General features: G+C 37.3%; 20 protein-coding genes. 10 read left to right on the forward strand and 10 right to left on the reverse strand.

Annotated elements, in window-relative coordinates:
• Nucleotides 1-29 precede the first annotated feature (29 nt).
• The 7 genes from ACM40_RS01985 to rpsL form a co-directional block, all read right to left on the reverse strand.
• On the reverse strand, nt 30-527 hold the full coding sequence (locus ACM40_RS01985; RefSeq protein WP_048501157.1) for a low affinity iron permease family protein: 498 nt from the start codon (nt 525-527) through the stop codon (nt 30-32).
• A 199-nt stretch (nt 528-726) separates the two neighbouring features.
• Nucleotides 727-990, reverse strand: coding sequence for a hypothetical protein (locus tag ACM40_RS01990; RefSeq protein ID WP_048501158.1), 264 nt, complete (start codon nt 988-990; stop codon nt 727-729).
• 18 nt (nt 991-1008) lie between these two features.
• Nucleotides 1009-3228, reverse strand: coding sequence for a TonB-dependent siderophore receptor (locus ACM40_RS01995; protein WP_048501159.1), 2220 nt, complete (start codon nt 3226-3228; stop codon nt 1009-1011).
• Between the two features lie 316 nt (nt 3229-3544).
• Nucleotides 3545-3850 carry a 30S ribosomal protein S10 gene (gene rpsJ, locus ACM40_RS02000; protein ID WP_002661363.1) on the reverse strand — a complete coding sequence of 102 codons (306 nt, stop codon included), beginning with the start codon at nt 3848-3850 and terminating at the stop codon, nt 3545-3547.
• A gap of 16 nt (nt 3851-3866) precedes the next feature.
• Nucleotides 3867-5984, reverse strand: a complete 2118-nt coding sequence (fusA, locus tag ACM40_RS02005) for an elongation factor G (protein WP_048501160.1) — start codon at nt 5982-5984, stop codon at nt 3867-3869.
• Between the two features lie 6 nt (nt 5985-5990).
• Nucleotides 5991-6467 (reverse strand): 30S ribosomal protein S7, encoded by a 477-nt coding sequence (gene rpsG, locus ACM40_RS02010; protein WP_048501161.1) that lies wholly within the window; start codon nt 6465-6467, stop codon nt 5991-5993.
• Between the two features lie 23 nt (nt 6468-6490).
• Nucleotides 6491-6904: a 30S ribosomal protein S12 gene (rpsL, locus tag ACM40_RS02015; RefSeq protein WP_002983146.1), complete on the reverse strand. Its 414-nt coding sequence runs from the start codon at nt 6902-6904 to the stop codon at nt 6491-6493.
• Between the two features lie 365 nt (nt 6905-7269).
• Between rpsL and ACM40_RS02020 the strand changes: the two genes are divergently transcribed.
• The 7 genes from ACM40_RS02020 (at nt 7270) to ACM40_RS02050 (ending at nt 13042) form a co-directional block, all read left to right on the forward strand.
• Nucleotides 7270-7746: a Dps family protein gene (locus tag ACM40_RS02020; protein ID WP_048501162.1), complete on the forward strand. Its 477-nt coding sequence runs from the start codon at nt 7270-7272 to the stop codon at nt 7744-7746.
• 94 nt (nt 7747-7840) lie between these two features.
• Nucleotides 7841-9019 carry a nicotinate phosphoribosyltransferase gene (pncB, locus tag ACM40_RS02025; RefSeq protein ID WP_048501163.1) on the forward strand — a complete coding sequence of 393 codons (1179 nt, stop codon included), beginning with the start codon at nt 7841-7843 and terminating at the stop codon, nt 9017-9019.
• A 45-nt stretch (nt 9020-9064) separates the two neighbouring features.
• The gene (locus ACM40_RS02030) at nt 9065-9535 is read left to right on the forward strand and encodes a YciI family protein (RefSeq protein WP_048501164.1); all 471 of its coding nucleotides are present in this window, start codon (nt 9065-9067) and stop codon (nt 9533-9535) included.
• A 127-nt stretch (nt 9536-9662) separates the two neighbouring features.
• The gene (locus ACM40_RS02035) at nt 9663-9899 is read left to right on the forward strand and encodes a hypothetical protein (protein WP_048501165.1); all 237 of its coding nucleotides are present in this window, start codon (nt 9663-9665) and stop codon (nt 9897-9899) included.
• An 80-nt stretch (nt 9900-9979) separates the two neighbouring features.
• Nucleotides 9980-10657 carry a hypothetical protein gene (locus ACM40_RS02040; protein ID WP_048501166.1) on the forward strand — a complete coding sequence of 226 codons (678 nt, stop codon included), beginning with the start codon at nt 9980-9982 and terminating at the stop codon, nt 10655-10657.
• Nucleotides 10658-10734: 77 nt separating this feature from the next.
• A complete protein-coding gene (gene rmuC, locus ACM40_RS02045) occupies nt 10735-12237 on the forward strand; it encodes a DNA recombination protein RmuC (RefSeq protein WP_410492727.1) in 1503 nt (500 codons plus the stop codon).
• A 37-nt stretch (nt 12238-12274) separates the two neighbouring features.
• Entirely contained in the window at nt 12275-13042 is a 768-nt protein-coding gene (locus ACM40_RS02050; RefSeq protein ID WP_048501167.1) for a TrmH family RNA methyltransferase, read from the forward strand.
• 167 nt (nt 13043-13209) lie between these two features.
• Here ACM40_RS02050 and ACM40_RS02055 read toward each other — a convergent pair whose 3' ends face one another.
• On the reverse strand, nt 13210-13551 hold the full coding sequence (locus ACM40_RS02055) for a hypothetical protein (RefSeq protein ID WP_040993509.1): 342 nt from the start codon (nt 13549-13551) through the stop codon (nt 13210-13212).
• A gap of 182 nt (nt 13552-13733) precedes the next feature.
• Between ACM40_RS02055 and ACM40_RS02060 the strand changes: the two genes are divergently transcribed.
• Both ACM40_RS02060 and ACM40_RS02065 read left to right on the forward strand, forming a co-directional pair.
• The gene (locus ACM40_RS02060; RefSeq protein ID WP_048501168.1) at nt 13734-14915 is read left to right on the forward strand and encodes a hypothetical protein; all 1182 of its coding nucleotides are present in this window, start codon (nt 13734-13736) and stop codon (nt 14913-14915) included.
• On the forward strand, nt 14899-15480 hold the full coding sequence (locus ACM40_RS02065; protein ID WP_048501169.1) for a hypothetical protein: 582 nt from the start codon (nt 14899-14901) through the stop codon (nt 15478-15480). Before ACM40_RS02060 ends, ACM40_RS02065 begins: the two co-directional genes overlap by 17 nt.
• On the opposite strand, the gene ACM40_RS02070 is transcribed toward ACM40_RS02065, so the two are convergent.
• The gene (locus ACM40_RS02070) at nt 15429-16004 is read right to left on the reverse strand and encodes a 5-formyltetrahydrofolate cyclo-ligase (RefSeq protein ID WP_048501170.1); all 576 of its coding nucleotides are present in this window, start codon (nt 16002-16004) and stop codon (nt 15429-15431) included. The two genes, ACM40_RS02065 and ACM40_RS02070, sit on opposite strands and share 52 nt — an antisense overlap.
• A gap of 3 nt (nt 16005-16007) precedes the next feature.
• Nucleotides 16008-17384 carry a rhodanese-related sulfurtransferase gene (locus tag ACM40_RS02075; RefSeq protein WP_048501171.1) on the reverse strand — a complete coding sequence of 459 codons (1377 nt, stop codon included), beginning with the start codon at nt 17382-17384 and terminating at the stop codon, nt 16008-16010.
• A gap of 363 nt (nt 17385-17747) precedes the next feature.
• Here ACM40_RS02075 and ACM40_RS02080 point away from each other — a divergent pair, with 363 nt between their 5' ends.
• A complete protein-coding gene (locus ACM40_RS02080; protein ID WP_048501172.1) occupies nt 17748-19277 on the forward strand; it encodes a trypsin-like peptidase domain-containing protein in 1530 nt (509 codons plus the stop codon).
• The last annotated feature ends 15 nt before the right edge of the window (nt 19278-19292 follow it).

Here is a 19292-nt window from a genome sequence, read left to right on the forward strand (position 1 = left end):
AAACATTTGCTAATATAAAAAAGGAATCATTACGATTCCTTTTTTTCTTGCTGTTTCTGAAGCCACTCTTCATGTCTTTTCTTAAAGACACTATGTTTGTAATCCTGATTTCTCTGAGCTGCATCTATGGAGTGCGAAGTATGAATATCGCTATCTTTTTCTGCAAAGTCGGCAAGTTTTTCATAATAGCAGTGAAGCTGGTCCAGCTCTTTCTCCGTAAGGTCTTCTATATCTACAATCCGGTTACTGGCTTTTTCATTGGCTGCCAGAAGTTCATTCAGTTTAATCTGTATTGCTTTTGAGTCTTTGTTCTGTGCTTTCTGGATTAAAAATACCATTAAAAAAGTAATGATGGTAGTTCCGGTATTGATGACCAACTGCCAGGTTTCTGAGTAATTGAAAATGGGACCTGAAGCCGCCCATACAACTACGATAAGCACCGCTCCGATAAATGCATGTGAACTTCCTGTAAATTTGGTTGCCCAATCTGAAAATCTCTCAAAAAGATTATTGTTTTTATGGCTCATAGTGTCAATTCTTTTAATGATTAAATGTATTGAATTAACTTGGATCAGGGGGAAATAAATTTGGAAAGAACAACATGAAGAATAATTTTCTTAACCTTATGCTTTACTTTTTTGATTACAATTCTTAAAACAAAAACATTAAGACAGAAATCCTGCCTTAATGTTTTCTAATTAAAATTTGATATGAATGATTATTTTATTACTTCTTTCCGAAAGTCATTTTTTCAGATTGGTTATACATCTGCATCGAAGGTAGATCTTTTCCGAACCCGAGCTTTTTTATTCCCGGCATTCCGTTATTCCAGGTATTCTGTGGCCAGTTATTCCATTGGTATGGAGTATTATATTTCATTGCCTCATTGGCAGCCTTTAGTTCTTCTTCTGAAAGTTCGGTATCGGAAGCACAGGATACTATGGCTATTCCAAAAACTACAGCATAGGCTATTGCTCTGATATTTTTCATAATGAATAATTTTACCGGTTAGAATTTATAATTGACCTGTACGGCAAAGTTTCTCGGCTGGATCTGATCGATGTACCCTCCTCTGAAATAAGAACTGTACCCTACCGAATCGAAGATATTGTTGAAGAATACTCTTAATCCCAGACCATTTTTCAGGGTATATCCTGCCTGGGCATCTACAGTTGTATATTCAGGCATGTTAAACGGTTTCGTTCCCGGGCTTACACTATTGGCATGACCTGCAGTGAACGTTTTCTGAGTCCATTCATCAACCGGTCTTTTTCCTACGTAATAAATTCCGGCTCCTACATCAAGACCTGTTAATGCTCCTGTATTAAATTTATAATTCAACCAGCCGTTTGCAGTATGCTTAGGAGCGTTCATTGGTGCTGAACCATTCACGTATGCAGGACTATTCTGGTATTGGGCATCCAGATAAGCCCATCCTGACATTACCTGTAAGTTTGGAAGGATTCTACCGATTAACTCTACTTCAATTCCTTTTCTCCTCAGTTCTCCTGCAAGGCCGTACATCGTTTGCTTATTGATCACAACAGGGTTATAGTTTTCATCAAGTATGGTAAAAGAAAGGTGGTCTGTTTTAATATCGAACAATGTAATGTTAAATCTCAAACGCTCATTGAACCAATCGGATTTAATACCTGCCTCCCACTGTTTGGTTGTGGAAGCTCCTACATTTCCTCCTGCTAAAAGAACATTGTTTGCTGATCTCAATGACGTGGTTGTAGTATAAGACCCAAAGACATTAACGTTTTCTACAGGGAAAAGCATTAGACCAAATGAAGGGTTCCATGCATCACTTACATTGTCGCCCGCTCCGTTCACCCTGCTATATCGAACGCCTGCATGTGCCTTTACATATTTTCCGAAAGACATTACATCCTGTGCCATTGCTCCGAACGTAGGTGTTCTTACCACTCCGGGATCTTTAGACTGATCGTACAATACGTTTACCGGTAATGTGTTTGAAATTCCTTTCAACACATCAAATGAATCCAGCGGGTTGTTGGCATTGATAAGGTTAGCCTGGGAAATAGAATTCTTATAGGCGTTAAAAGCATAAGTAGTCACTTCGCTTTCTTTCCAGTCTACCCCCACCTGGAATGTATGCCTGATGAATCCGGTCTGAATATTTTCTCCGATAAAGTCTGCCTGGAACACTCTGTTGGCATCAATACTTCTGCTTTTTCCTATTGTTCTGTAGCGCTCGGTCCAGGGAGTATTTTTAGCATGGGCTATAGATGATGCCTCACTGTTGACTTCTCTTTCTCCGGAAATATAGGCTGCTCTTAGCTTCAATTTATCTGTAAGCTTTCTTTCTACCAGGGTAGAAAAGTTGAATGACTGTACTTTTGTAAAATCGGAAGTGTATCCCAGAAAAGCACCTTTAGGCATTGTATAAAGAGCCTCTACATTTCCGTCTGCAAGGTTGATTGTTCCCCTGTCCGGAGTTCGCTTGTCATGAAGGTAATCCATCTCAACAACAATCTGCGTTTTATCGTCAGGACGGTAAGCCACGGATGGATTGATATAAATTCTTTCGCCTTCTACATGAGACCTGAAAGAATTGTTATTCTGATAGGCACCATTAAATCTTACAGCAACTTTTCCCTGGGAATCTAAAACTCTCTGCAAATCTACAGTCGGCCTGTAAAAATCCCAGCTTCCATATCTGAAACCAACATTACTTTTGTTGACAAACTGAGGCTTTTTAGTTACCACATTTATGACTCCACCTGCTGAGCCCAGTCCGTTTCCTATGCCTTGTGTAACTGCTGCTGAACCTTTCAGGACCTGGATGCTTTCAACTCCCTGCATATCGGTGATCATTCCGGCTGTACGGAAATCGGAATCCATCTGAACTCCATTCTTTAATACAGGCACTCCGCGGTATCCCCGGATAGACATGCTTTCGTTTCCGCCACCGTAGCTGGAAAATAAGGTCACACCCGGTACGTTTTTAGCCACATCTGTTACTGTAAGGCTTCCCAATTCTTCAATTGCTTTATGGGAGATCACTGAAATACTCTGGATCTGATCTCTGGTCTTCAGGGGCAATCTGGTAATGGCTTCAAGCCCTGCAGGCTGTTTCTTTTTTTCACCAAATAACTCTACTTCATCAATTTCCTTTGATTTTTTAATAGAATCATTTACTTGCTGTGCGTTTACAAAAACCCCACCTAATACAAGCAGAGAAAAGGATACTACTTTATTCATCTGATAATTTTTTACAAAATTATTATTTTTATTAATTCTAAATAAACAAATAAGACTGACATATCTCACCTGCTATGACTGAGCATTATCAGATTATAAATGAGCTTTAAAATAGGGTAAGAAAACCTCAATGATCGCCAAGTCTGATTATGTATGTCAAAGGAAAAGCGGTTTAAAGGTATAGGAGAAAAAATGACACAAAGGATTGTCTGAAATATATTTTATGATCGCTAATATTAATATTTAAAGTTTTATACAAAAAAAATCCGTTCCTAAAAAAGGAACGGATCTATAATCATTGCAAAGTATGCAGTTATCACACTTTAATTTCAACGTCTACACCGCTTGGTAACTCTAATTTCATTAGAGCATCAACAGTTTTAGAAGAAGAAGAGTAGATATCCATCAGTCTCTTATGAGCTGAAAGCTGGAACTGCTCTCTTGCTTTCTTGTTTACGTGCGGAGATCTCAACACTGTGAAGATTCTCTTATTCGTTGGCAATGGAATTGGACCGTTTACAACAGCACCAGTAGCCTTTACCGTTTTTACGATTTTCTCAGCAGACTTGTCTACCAAGTTGTAATCGTAAGATTTTAGTTTTATTCTGATTCTTTGTGACATTTCTTTAATTTAAAAATTAACCTTTTGCTTTAGCAATGATTTCTTCAGCAACGTTTTGTGGAGTTTGTGCGTATTTCTCTAATTCCATAGAAGAAGTAGCTCTTCCTGATGAAAGTGTTCTTAGAGTTGTTACATATCCAAACATTTCAGAAAGTGGAACAGAACCTTTAATTACAACAGCTCCGTTTTTCTCTTCCTGACCGCTGATCGTACCTCTTCTCTTGTTAAGGTCACCGATGATGTTACCCATATATTCTTCCGGAGTTACAACCTCCAGTTTCATAATAGGCTCCATGATCACTGGCTTAGCAGCTTTACCTGCTTCTTTGAAACCAAGCTTCGCAGCTAATTCGAAAGAAAGGGCATCAGAATCCACTGCGTGGAAAGATCCGTCTTTAAGAGTAACTTTAATACCTTCAACTTCGAAACCAGCCAAAGGACCGTTCTTCATTGCAGCTTTAAAGCCTTTTTCAATAGCAGGAACAAATTCTCTAGGAACGTTACCACCTTTGATCTCATTGATGAATTCTAAACCGATTTTACCTTCGTCAGCCGGGCCTAATTCAAATACGATATCAGCAAATTTACCTTTACCACCAGATTGTTTTTTGTAAACTTCTCTGTGTTGGGCAACTTTTGTTAAGTTCTCTTTGTATTCTACCTGAGGCTGTCCCTGGTTTACTTCAACTTTGAACTCTCTCTTCATACGGTCTACAATGATATCCAGGTGAAGCTCACCCATACCAGAGATAATCGTTTGTCCAGAAGCTTCGTCAGTTCTTACAGTAAATGTAGGATCTTCTTCAGCCAATTTAGCTAGAGCGTTACCCATTTTATCCTGGTCAGCTTTAGTTTTAGGCTCAACAGCGATACCAATTACAGGATCAGGGAAAACCATCGATTCTAGAACGATTGGGTTTTTCTCATCACACATCGTATCACCAGTTTTGATAGACTTGAATCCTACTGCTGCACCAATATCACCAGCTTCAATATATTCTACTGGGTTTTGCTTGTTAGCGTGCATCTGGTAGATTCTTGAGATTCTTTCTTTATCTCCTGAACGAGTGTTCAAGATATAAGAACCAGCATCTAGTCTTCCTGAGTAAGCTCTGAAGAATGCTAATCTTCCCACGAACGGGTCAGTAGCAATTTTAAATGCTAATGCAGAGAAAGGCTCATCTACAGATGGTTTTCTTGTGATTTCAGCGTCAGTTCTTGGGTCAGTACCTTTGATATCATCTTTATCCAATGGAGAAGGCAAGTATTTACATACTGCATCCAACATAAACTGTACTCCTTTATTCTTAAATGAAGAACCACAAGTCATTGGGATAATAGATAAATCGATAGTAGCAGCTCTCAATGCAGCATTGATTTCTTCTTCTGTAATTGAATCTGGATCTTCGAAGAATTTCTCCATCAAAGTTTCGTCATATTCAGAAACAGCTTCTACTAGTTTCTCTCTATATTCAAGAACTTCATCTTTCATGTCTTCAGGAATTGGCACTACCTCGAAAGTAGCTCCTTGTCCTGCTTCATCCCAGATGATAGCTCTGTTTTTAATTAAGTCAACTACACCTTTGAAATCTTCTTCAGCACCGATTGGTAAAACGATTGGAACAGCATTAGATCCTAACATTTCTTTTACTTGTTTTACAACGTTCAAGAAATCAGCACCTTGTCTGTCCATTTTGTTTACAAATCCCATTCTTGCTACTTTGTAGTTGTCAGCAAGTCTCCAGTTTGTTTCAGACTGAGGCTCTACTCCATCTACTGCAGAGAAAAGGAATACCAATCCATCCAATACTCTTAAAGATCTGTTTACTTCTACAGTGAAGTCAACGTGTCCCGGTGTATCGATAATGTTGAAGTGGTAAGGTTTAGTATCAGCAACAGGTTTTCCCTGATCAGTCGGGAAGTTCCAAGAACAAGTAGTTGCAGCAGAAGTAATAGTAATACCTCTTTCTGCTTCCTGCTCCATCCAGTCCATTGTAGAAGCACCATCGTGAACCTCTCCAATTTTGTGGTTTACCCCTGTATAGAATAAAATTCTTTCTGTAGTGGTAGTTTTACCTGCATCAATGTGTGCAGCAATACCAATATTTCTTGTAAATTTAAGATCTCTACTCATTTCAGATTAGAATTTAAAGTGTGAGAAAGCTTTGTTAGCTTCCGCCATCTTGTGAGTATCAGATTTCTTTTTGTAAGCAGCACCTTCTTCTCTTGAAGCAGCTACTACTTCATTAGCTAATTTCAAAGCCATAGACTTATCATTTCTCTTTTTAGAGTAGCTAATTAACCATTTCATTGCCATAGAAATTTTTCTGTCAGCTCTGATTGGCATAGGGATTTGGAAGTTAGCACCACCTACTCTTCTAGAACGTACTTCTACGTGAGGCATTACATTTGTAAGTGCATCTTTCCAGATTTCAAGGGCTGTTTTCTCGTTATCTCCTTTTTTAGTCTCTACGATATCCAATGCATCATAGAAAATTTTGAATGCGATTGACTTCTTACCGTCAAGCATTAAGTTGTTTACGAATCTTGTTACCAATTGATCATTAAATTTCGGATCTGGTAACAACGGTCTTTTTTTCGCTTTTGTCTTTCTCATTGCTTCTGTACCTTATTTAATGATTATTTTTTCTTTCCTTTTGCAGGAGCAGCAGCTGCTTGTCCTGGTTTAGGTCTCTTAGCTCCGTACTTAGATCTTCTCTGTGTTCTTCCATTTACACCAGCTGTGTCTAATGCACCTCTTACGATGTGGTAACGTACTCCCGGTAGGTCTTTCACCCTTCCGCCTCTAACCAATACTATCGAGTGCTCTTGAAGATTATGTCCTTCGCCCGGGATATAGGCGTTAACTTCTTTACCGTTAGAAAGTCTTACCCTTGCTACTTTTCTAAGTGCAGAGTTAGGTTTCTTCGGTGTAGTTGTATATACTCTCGTACATACACCACGTCTTTGTGGACAAGAATCAAGGGCAGCCGATTTGCTCTTCTTGGCAAGCGTGGCTCTTCCTTTTCTTACTAATTGTTGAATAGTAGGCATTTAATTGCTTTTTATTTTAGGGTGCAAAAATAGGAATATTTTTTTAATCTACAAACACTTATAGAAAAATTAAAATCAAACACTTACATAAAAAAGAAGTTGTCCCGGAAAGACTGAATTACGGATTGCCGATATACATTGGAAAAACATAATATATTGCTTCCTTAAAGGCGGTTTATTAAATAATTGTAAAATCTAAGAATATAAGACACACACCATTATATTAATAAGGACATGACTTTAAACAGTAAATATGTTTATAATTCCAAACTATTTTAAAAAATTTCCTCATAGTTATCTTCTATTGAGTTTAAAGCCTTTTCGGCACAATATTCTCTAAATTTGTTAACATAAAAAATAAACTTATGAAAAATGCAAGTATTATCGGCCTAAAGGAAACCGACTGTAAAAACATTTCAGAAAAGTTAAATGTTTTATTAGCTAACTATTCTGTTTTCTACCAAAACACAAGAGGTTCTCACTGGAATATCAAAGGAGATCAGTTTTTCACTCTTCATCCTAAATTTGAGGAATTGTACAATAGCCTTGTATTGAAGATAGATGAGATCGCAGAAAGAATCCTTACATTAGGCGCAACTCCTGCCCATAACTATTCAGACTACCTGAAAGTAGCTACTATTAAAGAAAGCAAAGAAGTAACTGATGCCAATAAAAGCGTAGAGCTTATCCTGAGCTCTTTCAAAGTAGTTATTGATCTGCAGAGAGAACTTCTGGACATTACAGATGCCGCAGGAGACGAAGGAACCAATTCCCAGATGAGCGACTACATTACCGAACAGGAAAAAGAAGTATGGATGTACAATTCTTATTTAGGAAAGTAAGAGATAAAAATCATCCGATTAATAAAAAAAATCGTCTTACATTTAGACGATTTTTATTTTAAATAACTATATTTGCGTTAAAATTACACATATTATGCACGATGTTCGATTAAATTCTATCCTGGATAACGATTTTTATAAAATAACAATGCAAAATGCAGTGGTGAAATTATTTCCCAGCTCCATTGTAAAATACGAATTCATCAACAGAGGGAAGCACCAGTTTCCGGAAGGTTTTGACGCAGCTTTAAAAGAAGCAGTCAATAAAATGGCAGAACTGAAACTTACCAAGGAAGAAAAAAAATTCATGGCAAGAACCTGTCCTTATATAGATTTGCCGTATCTGGATTTTTTGGAAGGCTATCATTATGATCCGTCCGAAGTAAAAATTCATCAGGAAGGCAGCGATCTTTCCGTAACCGTTGAAGGGCTTTGGTACAGAACCATCCTTTGGGAAGTTCCGCTTCTTGCTTTAATCAGTGAACTTCATTATGAAATGAACCATATGGAAAGAGATTCCAATGAAATTGTAATGAACAGAACTTTAGAAAAGGCAGATTCACTGGCAAGGCTTGGGGTTAATTTCGCTGAATTCGGAACCAGAAGAAGACACTCTTATAAAGTACAGAATCTGGTGATGGAAGCTTTAACGCAAAATAAGGAATCCACATTTATAGGAAGCTCCAATGTTCATTTTGCAATGAAGTACGGAGTAAAACCTATCGGTACCCATGCACACGAATGGTTTATGTTCCACGCCGCCGAATACGGATTTAAAATGGCCAACGAAATGGCTCTTGAACATTGGGTAGATGTATACAGAGGTGACCTTGGAGTTGCCCTGTCTGACACCTATACTACCGATGTTTTCTTCCAGCAGTTTGACAAAAAATTCGCCAAGCTGTTCGATGGTGTACGCCACGACAGCGGTGATCCTCTGGAATTTGCAGATAAAACAATAGCACATTATAAAAATAACGGAATCAACCCTTTATTTAAATATATTATCTTCTCTGATGCCTTAAATCTGGAAAAGGTAGAAGAAATCACCAACTATTGCAAAGGGAAAATTGGAGTATCATTCGGAATCGGAACGAATCTTACCAATGATGTAGGACTGAAACCAATGAATATCGTTATGAAACTGATTGGCGTACAGGCCCCGAACAAAGAATGGATCCCAACTGTAAAACTTTCCGACGAACATGGAAAATATACCGGTGATCCTAAAATGATTGAGCTCGCTAAAGAGTTTTTAAGAATTAAAGATTAGTAGTAGATTTCAGACATCAGACATTAGACTTTAAAAATAGATGCTATGAGATTAAAAATTTATTTATCCCTTACCCTTTTGTCGGGAGTTTTTTCCTTCGCTCAGGAAAAGAAAACTGAAAAGCCAAAATTCAACCAGGAATTAGCAACATCTCTCGGTGCCGACCAATACGGAATGAAAGCCTACACTATTGTTATGCTCACTACCGGCACCACAAAAGTTGATGACAAAACCAAAATGGGAGAACTGATGAAAGGCCATATGACCAATATCGGAAAGCTTGCCGATGAAGGAAAAATTGTCGTAGCAGGACCTTTTTTAGAAGAAAATAAAGAAAATTACCGTGGCATGTTTATTTTCAATACGAAATCCAAAGAGGAAGCTGAACAGTGGGTTAAAACTGATCCTGCAGTACAGGCCGGGGTATTCAATTACGAAATATTTCCTTGGTATGGGTCTGCTGCACTGCCACTTTATTTAAAACACCACGGGGAAATCGCTAAGGAAAATCCATAGAAGTAACTTTTCCTTAAAAATATCTACCTAAAATAAATCACTATGGAGTTACATAGTGATTTATTTTTTATTATATTAGAGGTTCATTTTCAGATTCATACAAACTAAACCATCAAAAATTAATTCCATGAAAAAAATGAACCTATCAAAACTTTCGAGAACAGAACTGAAAGATGTATTCGGCGGAAATTTATATCCGGCACAATGCCCGGGAGGATGTCCTGGTGAGGCCATGATCAGATGTCCTGACGGCTCAACTACTATGACAAATTATATATGCATGGGCGGAAGATGTGAAGTGGCCGCCATGTGCAAACCATTGGTCCTCGAACCTTTTCCAGATCCGATTACGATCACTCCATAATCTGATCAACAAATATAAAGTGAGTCTTCCGGCTCACTTTTTTATCATATTTAATAAGCAGAAACATTCTATCTCTCAAAATGAAAAGAAACCTTAGCATCTTGTTTTTATTTTATCTAAGTATTTTTTGTACAGCTCAAAATAAAAAACACCCTGAAATCATTAATTCAGGATATAAGGGAAAAATACGTTCACTTACAATCAAAATATACAGCGATTCCATAAAAGATAAACCTGCTGATTCCTTAATCTCTGTGAAAACCCGTTATTATAATGAAGATGGAAATGCTACAAAAGAATCATATCAAAGCAATAAAGACCAGCAAATAACCGAGTATGAGTTTAAAAACAGTTTAAACACAGGGTATTCTTTAAGCAGAGATGGAGAAGTCAGGCTCAGAGCAAAAATTACTCATCAAAAGGGCGGATATCTCATCGACCTGTATGACTTACAGAACAGGCTGGTATCAAAAGATAAATATAGGTATAATGAACTTTTAAGAATAAAAAGCAACGAACGCATGATTTATGACAATCAGAGCGGTCAACTTAAAAGCCATTCATTTGTCGATTATTATTACAATGAAGAAGGATATATTTCAGGATATGATGTAAAAGATCTATTGACTGCCCAAACCATTGCTTACAGATTTCAGACATCTCATAAAGACAAGCACAAAAATCCCGATAAATTAATCTTATTAAAAAATAATCTGCCTTTCCAGATTCATATGATAGATATTGAATATTATAAATAATAACTACCACCCCATTCTACAAAATTTTAACGGTTTCCCGTAAAAGAAATCAATTTTTCTTTTTGTAATTTTGAAACATGGAGATGACATATTTAATTATTGGGTTTATTGCCGGCGGAATTCTGGGCGCCGTTATTTTGTATTTCGCATTAAAATCATCTACGGTTTCAAGAAATTCTTATGACGAACTGAATAATCTGCATATTAAAAATCATTCGGATCTTGAAAATCTTAATCTGAAAGTTCAGGAGCTGAACCAAAATATTACTAAAGAAAAAGAACTGAACCAGCAGCAAACCGATCTGTTGAACGACCTGAAAAATGAATATGCCAAAATTTCTGCCGAATACGCTTCTCTGAACTCACAGTTTTTGGAGCAAAAACAGCTTAATGCCAAACAGACTTCTCAAATTGAAAATCTGATTTCCGAAAAGCAGCATATTTTTGCCAAAAATTCTGAGCTCTCTGCAAAAAACGACAGTATGCAGCAGTCGCTGGATACCCAGAAAGAGGAAATTGCCAAAATTCAGGAAGAATCCAAACTGCAGTTTGAAAATCTGGCTAATAAAATTTTAGAAGAAAAAACAGAAAAGTTTACCACTCTAAATCAAAATAATTTAAAAACCATTCTTGAGCCTTTCCAAGAAAAGATCGCCGATCTTAAAAACAGAGTCAACGAAGCTTACGAAAAAGAAAATAAGGAACGCTTCTCCCTTGCGGAAAAAGTAAAGGAACTTGCTGAACTGAATCAGCAGATATCGGAAGATGCCAAAAAACTGACCAGAGCTTTAAAAGGAGAAAGCAAAACACAAGGAAACTGGGGAGAAATGATTCTTGAAAGCATCCTTGAAAAATCGGGATTAGTAAAAGGAAGAGAATATTTTCTTGAGCACGAGCTTCGTGATGAAGACAACAAAGCGCTGTTCTCCGAATTTTCAGGTAAAAAAATGCGCCCTGATGCTGTCATAAAATATCCGGATGAAAGAAATGTAATTATTGATTCTAAAGTATCTCTGACAGCCTTTACAGAATTGGTGGATGAGAATGACCAGGATGTTTATGCGATGAAGCTTAACCAGCATTTGGGGTCTATCAAAAATCATATTCTTCAGCTGAGCCAGAAAGCTTATGATGATTATGGAAAATCTTTGGATTTTGTCATGATGTTTATCCCGAGCGAACCGGCTTATATTGCAGCTATGCAAGCTGATCAGAACCTTTGGAACTTTGCTTATGAAAGAAGAATTCTTCTACTGAATCCAAGTAACCTGATCACTTCCCTGAAACTTATTGCAGACCTGTGGAAACGTGAATACCAGAACAGAAACTCTATGGAGATCGCCGATCGCGGGGCAAAACTATACGATAAGTTTGTAGGTTTTGTGGAAAACCTGGAGAAAGTCGGGAAAAATCTGGACCAGGCTAAAAATGTCTACAATGATGCTTACAAACAGCTTTCTACCGGAAATGACAATCTTGTGATCCAAACCCAGAAACTGAAATCCTTGGGAATTAAAAACAAAAAAGACCTACCACAAAGTCTTATTGACAATAGTAACTTTCTGGAAACGGAAAACTAAAGCATGCCCAATCACAATTTTTGCATAATTTTGCAGCATGTTGATAGAAAGTTTTCAAAACGATAAAATAAAAAACGTCACCAAACTTCTGGCTGACAACAGATTCCGTAAAAAAGCCAAAGTTTTTGTGGTTGAAGGGCAGCAGGAAAATGAAAGAGCTTTACAGTATGATTTTGAACCTGTAGAGTTTTTTATCTGCGAAAATATCTTCAAAGGGAAACTTCCGGAAGGCAGAATCCATTATGTAAGTGAAAAAGTATATGAAAAAATAGCCTACAGAGGAAGCTCTGAAGGAATTATAGGAATTTATAATACCAAGGAAAACCTTCTTTCATCTTTTGTCCCTAAAGAAAATTCTACAGTTATTATTGTAGAAGGAGCAGAAAAACCGGGCAATCTAGGAGCAATCCTGAGAAGCTGCGAAGCTTTCGGAATTGATGCCCTGATCGTTGCCGATGGAAAAGCTGACTTTTATAATCCTAATGTGATACGTTCAAGCGTTGGATGTCTCTTCGGCATGGAAGTTTATGATGCCGAAAATGAAGAAACCCTTGAATTTCTGCAGAAAAATAAGTTCAATATCTACACAACACTGATGGACGAGACTGCTGAAGATCTTTATAAAAGAGATTTTACCCAGCGTTCAGCCGTATTATTCGGGACAGAACATTCCGGATTAAGTGATTTCTGGATAGGAAAAGGAAAAAACACCCTGATTCCTATGACTGGAAGTATTGATTCTTTAAACCTGAGCAATGCTGTAGCCATTACCTGCTATGAGTCATTGAAACAAAAGAAAGGATAAGGGAAAGGAAGTCTGATGCCGGAAGAGGGAAGTTTTTAAAGTTTAAGGAGTGTACTGATTTAGTATCATCCATCTTCAAATCTTCCATCTCTTAACAAAACAATAAAGCATAAAAAAACCGTCTCACAGAGTGAAACGGTTCTTTTATTGTTAAGCTTATGCTAGAATTATTTCTTAGCAGCGTCTTTAACTTCTTTAGCAGCGTCTTTTGCAGCACCTTTAGCAGCATCAGCAGCACCTTTAGCAGCGTCAGCAGCAGCTTCAGTTGTAGCTTTAGCAGCATCAGCACCAGCAGCAGTTGTAGCAGCAGCAGCATCTTTAGTAGCGTCAACAGCAACGTTAGCAGCTGAATCAATTACTTTAGCAGCAGAATCAGTAACTACAGCAGCAGAATCAGCTACGTTAGCAGCAGCAGAATCAGTAGCTCCTTCAGTAGAAGTAGTTTCAGTTTTTTTACAAGCAACTAGAGAGATTGCAGCGATAGCAGCTACGAATAATGACTTTTTCATAATAAATTAAATTTAATTTTGTTAATATTGTTTTTATAAATTTTCTTCTGTTCTGTTATTTGAACAAGACAAAGGTAGAGCAGATACAAAAGTTGTTTATGAAAAATAATTGTAATACATTTGTAAAATTGTTTTACAAAAAAACAATACTGATAATCAACAATTTAATTATTTTATAAAAATTGACAGATTTAGATCTATTGCATTTTGAACAGTTAAAAAAAGATGTTCAAACAGAATATTTAAAAAAATCTACTCCTTCTCATGATGAAATTTCAAAATGGAAAGGAATAGATATTATATATTTCCAGGAAGACCTGCGCAAAAAAGCCAAAGGTAACATCAGCGAAAAATCTTTTTACACGTATTTTAAAACTTCCCCGGTGACCAAATTACCGCGTATTGATATGCTCAATTTACTGAGTGTTTATGCGGGATATGAATCCTGGTATGATTTCAAGAAACAGCATCTTTTTGCAGGAGAACTGCTTCAGGAAAATGAAGATCTTGAACCGGAAGAAATAAAAGAACTGGAAAAAACAGTCTCTTTATCTCCCGAAATTCCAAAAACTGAGGTTTCAACTAAAAAAATCGAATATCAGGCTCAGGGAAATGATGATTTACAAAAATCAACAACTGATAATCAAATAATTACAGAAAATTCTAAAAAACTAACCCATACAGAAATACAACCATCAGTTCCAAGAAAAAATATCCTCAAAAAAAATGCATGGGCCATTATTACCTCTATTTTAATTACCATTACCGGAGTACTTGGTTTTAAAGATGAAATTTTTTCAAAAACTTATAAATATTGTTTTACCGATAAAGACCGCGGTGTTTCGGTGATCAATACCCTGGAGATAAGAATCATCAAGGAAAATGAATCTCCGCTGCTATATAAAATAAAGCCCGGCGAGTGCTTTTATTATTCTACCAAGGATAAAAACATCAAAATGCAGATCAGCGCTCCTTTCTATGAGTACCTGGAAGTGAACAGAAATCTGGAGAATGCCCCTGAAGAGGAAATGATAGAGCTGAAACCTGACGATTATAAGATGGCTGCCTATTATTTCTCTATTAAAGATGTAAAAGGTGGTAATTCTGCGGAACAGGTTGCTCTTATTAAACAAAAAAGAAACCAGCTGGAAAGCCTCATCAGCAATAATGCAGTTATTTATCAGGTATACGATAATAATACATATGGTATAGAAAGGCTTGATAAGCAGAAGTATATTACACTCGTTACAACCCCTACTACATCTCTGAAAAACCTTAGTGTTATTGAGATGAAAAAGGACAATAAAGGAAAAATAGTCTCCATTAAATTTAAAATCGCGTCTACAGATGAAAAAAATAAATAAATTTCTAATCTTCGCTGTACTTTTTTTAGCATTTGTTTCCTGCAATAATAAAAAGAAAGAAGTAAGCGATCTGGATATGCTAAGAAACAGCAACAATATAAAAAGCTATCCGGCTGTACAGATGGACAGCATGCAGGCCATCAATTCCATTACCAAACAGAAAGTGCAGGAACTTCTGGATCTTTCCACCCTATATCTTTCCGGCAACAGAAATACAGAAGTAGACACTTTTATCTATTCCCAGATGGAAAGCTATTTTCATAAGCCCGACTCTACGACATTTAAAAAACTTTTCCATGAGCTGGATAGCCTTAAAGTAAAATCGGTAAAGGTAAATAACCTGAGTGTTTATAAAGAATTTTATAAAAAGGATACTTTGGATTATGCCAAATTCAACCTTGAATATTTTGATGCAAAGAATAAATCCCTGGGGACTTTTGAGAAAAACGCCCAGTATATTCTACTTTCTACCCCGATGATTAAAAAAGAGTTTAAGTTTTATTTCTTAGACTTCTATTCTGATCCGTTAAAAAAAGACAGCACTTCTGTAGGCGTAACCAAATAATTTAAAGGAATATCATTTTCCCAGACATCATCGATGGTTTCATCAGGACTAAAGTAATTGACTCCTATTTTTTTGGATGCATCGGAAATGCTTTGGAAAAAGGTATCATAAAATCCTTTCCCATAACCTATCCTGTTTCCTTTATGATCACAGTAAAGCAATGGAGTAATGACATAATCAAAATGCAGTTCCTGTGAATCTTCATTGGAAACAGGTTCTGAAATACCCCAGCTGCTGGTCTCAAATATGGTATCTTTACTAATCTCTACAGAAATCAGTTTATCTTCAACAACCTTAGGTACAAAAACACGGATATCTGCCTTTAAAAAAGCATCAATAAAAATCCCTGTATCAATTTCCTTCAACTTTTTTATGGGCATAAAAACATGAACCTTCTGCCCTCTCTCAGGCTTAAAATAAGCCAGGAAGTTCGCCAGGATGTTTTCAGATAACAGGAAAGCCTCATCAGTTGACAAGGCTTTTCTTTTTTGCATATATTCTTTTCTAAGCTCAGCTTTTAACATAGCTTATACATTTTCAGGCTGCACTATTTTATATAGTTTATCAGACAAACGAACTCTGAATGGAAGCTCAAAAGTAATCTGATCTCCCACTTTTGCTGTTTCGCATGGACCTCCGTTGGCATAAATTTGCGTAATGGTAACTTCCTGTTCACCCGTCGTAGGCCCGGAAATCAGGACTTTATCTCCTACTGAAAGCTCTTTGTTTTCAATTAGGAACTGGGCAATTTTTGATTTTGAATAATAGTGTTCTGCCTTTCCGATCAGTGTCTTTTTAATTTTGATTTTCTGACGAATATCTTTTGTTTCTGCCTTAGCTACTTTTCCTAAAGGCTGGGCAGATAAATCTCCTGAGTTTTTAAACTTCAATGCATCAGATTTTCCTTTTCTGAAAACCTTATTTCCAACCTGTAACCCCTTTCTCAGTTTCAACTGTTCTTCCAAAGGCAAATGTATGATTTCCAAACATTCCGTGGAACAGCAGTTTTCCATAGCTGCTTTACATTCATCACATTGAATGAAAAGTAAATGGCAGGCATCATTGGCACAATTGGTATGGTTATCACAAGGTTTGCCACATTGGTGACACTGGGAAATAATATCGTCTGTAATTCGTTCTCCCAACCGGTGGTCAAACACAAAATTCTTACCGATAAATTTACTTTTTATACCCTCTTCTTTTATCTGGCGGGTGTATTCAATAATTCCGCCTTCCAGCTGGTACACATTTTTAAAACCCTGGTGCTTAAAGTAAGCGCTGGCCTTTTCACAACGGATTCCCCCTGTGCAATACATCAACAGGTTTTTATCTTCTTTAAAATCCTGTAGCTGCTCATGTATAATAGGAAGGCTTTCCCTGAAATTTTCTACATCAGGAGTGATAGCCCCTTCAAAATGTCCTACTTCACTTTCGTAATGATTTCTGAAATCTACTACAATCGTGTTAGGATCTTCAAGCATATTATTAAACTCCTGTGCTTTTAAATGAATTCCTTTATTGGTTACATCAAAAGAATCATCATTCAGCCCGTCAGCAACAATTTTGTGTCTTACTTTGATGGTCAGTTTCAAAAAGGAGTGATTGTCTTGCTCAACCGCTACATTCAAGCGGATTCCTTTCATAAAATCGTACACTTCCAGCGTATCCCGAAAGGCCTCAAACTGATCTGCCGGAACACTCATCTGGGCATTAATTCCTTCATGAGCAACATAAATACGGCCAAGGGCATCAAGGGCGTTCCAGGCTATAAATAATTCGTCGCGAAATTTTTTGGGATCTTCAATGTTGGCATACGCATAGAAAGACAATGTAAGGCGTTCCTTACCCGCTTCATCAATAAGCTGAGCTCTTTCTTCTGCGCTTAAGGTGTTATACAGTTGCATGCTATAAACGTTTTAAGTGAGAAAAATATTTCTGCAAATATAATCATTTTTCAAATGAGTCCGTGTATGAGCAATGTCATGGTTCGATCATCGGACGGAATCCTTCACATGACTTAAAAAAATTTCGTATCTTATTGCAATCATTTGCTGGCGTGCATTTGCAAAAATGTCAGTTTTTCTTTAATAATATTTTAAGTTTTGTTAATACCGTCATTTAAGATTATGACATAATGTATAAAATGACACAATAGCCGTTAAATTTTAGTTAAAATTGAAACACAGCATACTAATTGCATACTTATTTAGCATTAAATTTGTTTACGGTTAAACAAAAAATCAATAAATAAAAAAGAAAGATATACAATGAAGAGTACTTTAAAAAAACTATTACCATTTGCAGTAGTGGGAGTTGTCTCAGGAGCTACTACCGTTGGGACAATACAATATTTCGGTCAACATTCCAATAACGGCGACCAGTCTTATTTTACAGCTGCCGCACCTAATGCTTCATTCGTCGGAATGAATACAGGAGCTGTGGGCGACGATTTCGTAAAAGCGTCGAAAACAACAGTTCCGGCTGTGGTTACCATTAAAAACTACCAGAGCAGATCAACGAGCAGAGCTTCAGAGCAGGATCTTTTTGATTTCTTCTTCGGAGACCCTTTCGGAGGAGGAAGAGGACAGCAGCGACCGAAGCAGCAGGCACCGGACAATATGCCTTCAGGAATGGGTTCCGGGGTGATCATTTCGCCGGACGGATACATTATATCTAACAACCACGTTGTGGCAGGAGCCAACAAGCTGGAAGTTGTTTTAAGCAACAAAAAATCCTATATCGCAACGCTGGTAGGAACCGATCCCAATACCGATATCTCTTTATTGAAGATTGAAGAAAAAGGACTTCCTTATTTAAATTTTGCCAATTCAGACAATATTGAAGTGGGACAATGGGTGCTTGCAGTAGGAAACCCGCTTGGATTAAATTCAACGGTTACTGCGGGAATTGTTTCTGCCAAAGGCAGAGGAATCGGAATTCTTGGAGGTCAGGGGAAAGCAACCAACCCAATTGAAAGCTTTATCCAGACCGATGCGGCAATTAACCCAGGTAACTCAGGAGGTGCACTGGTTAACGTAAACGGAGATCTTATCGGGATCAACTCTGCGATCCAGTCCACTACAGGATATTATCAGGGTTACGGATTTGCCGTTCCTTCCAATCTGGCAAGAAAGATTGTGGAAGACATCAAGAAATTCGGAATTGTACAGAGAGGATTCTTAGGCGTATCGTCATTAGATCTTTCCAATGACCAGCAGGTAGCTGCGTACAACCAGCAGTTTAAGACCAGTATCAAAGCAGGCTCAGGAGTTTATGTGACCGGATTCGGTGATAACAGTGGTGCGGAAGATGCAGGACTGAAAAAAGGTGATATCATCACTAAGATAGATACTTATGACATTACTGATTTTGCTGACCTGTCCATGTCTATCGGAAGCAAACGTCCTGGTGATAAAGTTCAGGTAACCTACTTAAGAAATGGTAAAGAAAATACGACTACAGTAACTCTGAAAGACCAGAAAGGAGGAACTTCAACAAGAACAAAAGCTGATCTGAGCGTCGCTGAAAAAATAGGAGCCGATTTCGATCCTCTTAGTGACAAATTCAAAACAGAATACGGGCTGAACAGTGGTGTTGTTGCTAAAAATGTAAGCGAAGGAAGCGAAATGGCCAAGATCGGAATTGTAGACAATTACATCATTATAGAAATAAATGGTAAACCTGTTAATTCACAGAAAGATGTTGAGAAAATTCTTGATAAATACCAGGGTAATGTACAGGTGAAATTTGTAGATGACTACGGAAGAATTTACACCAAAGGATTCAAGATGCCTTAATCACTACAGACAATA

The sequence above is a fragment of the Chryseobacterium sp. BLS98 genome, from assembly GCF_001045445.1.
Classification (GTDB): Bacteria; Bacteroidota; Bacteroidia; order Flavobacteriales; family Weeksellaceae; genus Chryseobacterium.

Coding starts and splice junctions, on each gene's coding strand:
- ACM40_RS02040 (WP_048501166.1), top strand. CDS start 9,980: ATGAAAAGAAACCTTAGCATCTTGTTTTTATTTTATCTAAGTATTTTT.
- pncB (WP_048501163.1), top strand. CDS start 7,841: ATGCACGATGTTCGATTAAATTCTATCCTGGATAACGATTTTTATAAA.
- ACM40_RS01995 (WP_048501159.1), bottom strand. CDS start 3,228: ATGAATAAAGTAGTATCCTTTTCTCTGCTTGTATTAGGTGGGGTTTTT.
- ACM40_RS01990 (WP_048501158.1), bottom strand. CDS start 990: ATGAAAAATATCAGAGCAATAGCCTATGCTGTAGTTTTTGGAATAGCC.
- ACM40_RS01985 (WP_048501157.1), bottom strand. CDS start 527: ATGAGCCATAAAAACAATAATCTTTTTGAGAGATTTTCAGATTGGGCA.
- ACM40_RS02035 (WP_048501165.1), top strand. CDS start 9,663: ATGAAAAAAATGAACCTATCAAAACTTTCGAGAACAGAACTGAAAGAT.
- ACM40_RS02065 (WP_048501169.1), top strand. CDS start 14,899: ATGAAAAAAATAAATAAATTTCTAATCTTCGCTGTACTTTTTTTAGCA.
- ACM40_RS02075 (WP_048501171.1), bottom strand. CDS start 17,384: ATGCAACTGTATAACACCTTAAGCGCAGAAGAAAGAGCTCAGCTTATT.
- ACM40_RS02070 (WP_048501170.1), bottom strand. CDS start 16,004: ATGTTAAAAGCTGAGCTTAGAAAAGAATATATGCAAAAAAGAAAAGCC.
- ACM40_RS02050 (WP_048501167.1), top strand. CDS start 12,275: ATGTTGATAGAAAGTTTTCAAAACGATAAAATAAAAAACGTCACCAAA.
- rpsL (WP_002983146.1), bottom strand. CDS start 6,904: ATGCCTACTATTCAACAATTAGTAAGAAAAGGAAGAGCCACGCTTGCC.
- fusA (WP_048501160.1), bottom strand. CDS start 5,984: ATGAGTAGAGATCTTAAATTTACAAGAAATATTGGTATTGCTGCACAC.
- ACM40_RS02080 (WP_048501172.1), top strand. CDS start 17,748: ATGAAGAGTACTTTAAAAAAACTATTACCATTTGCAGTAGTGGGAGTT.
- rpsG (WP_048501161.1), bottom strand. CDS start 6,467: ATGAGAAAGACAAAAGCGAAAAAAAGACCGTTGTTACCAGATCCGAAA.
- ACM40_RS02020 (WP_048501162.1), top strand. CDS start 7,270: ATGAAAAATGCAAGTATTATCGGCCTAAAGGAAACCGACTGTAAAAAC.
- ACM40_RS02055 (WP_040993509.1), bottom strand. CDS start 13,551: ATGAAAAAGTCATTATTCGTAGCTGCTATCGCTGCAATCTCTCTAGTT.
- rmuC (WP_410492727.1), top strand. CDS start 10,735: ATGGAGATGACATATTTAATTATTGGGTTTATTGCCGGCGGAATTCTG.
- rpsJ (WP_002661363.1), bottom strand. CDS start 3,850: ATGTCACAAAGAATCAGAATAAAACTAAAATCTTACGATTACAACTTG.
- ACM40_RS02030 (WP_048501164.1), top strand. CDS start 9,065: ATGAGATTAAAAATTTATTTATCCCTTACCCTTTTGTCGGGAGTTTTT.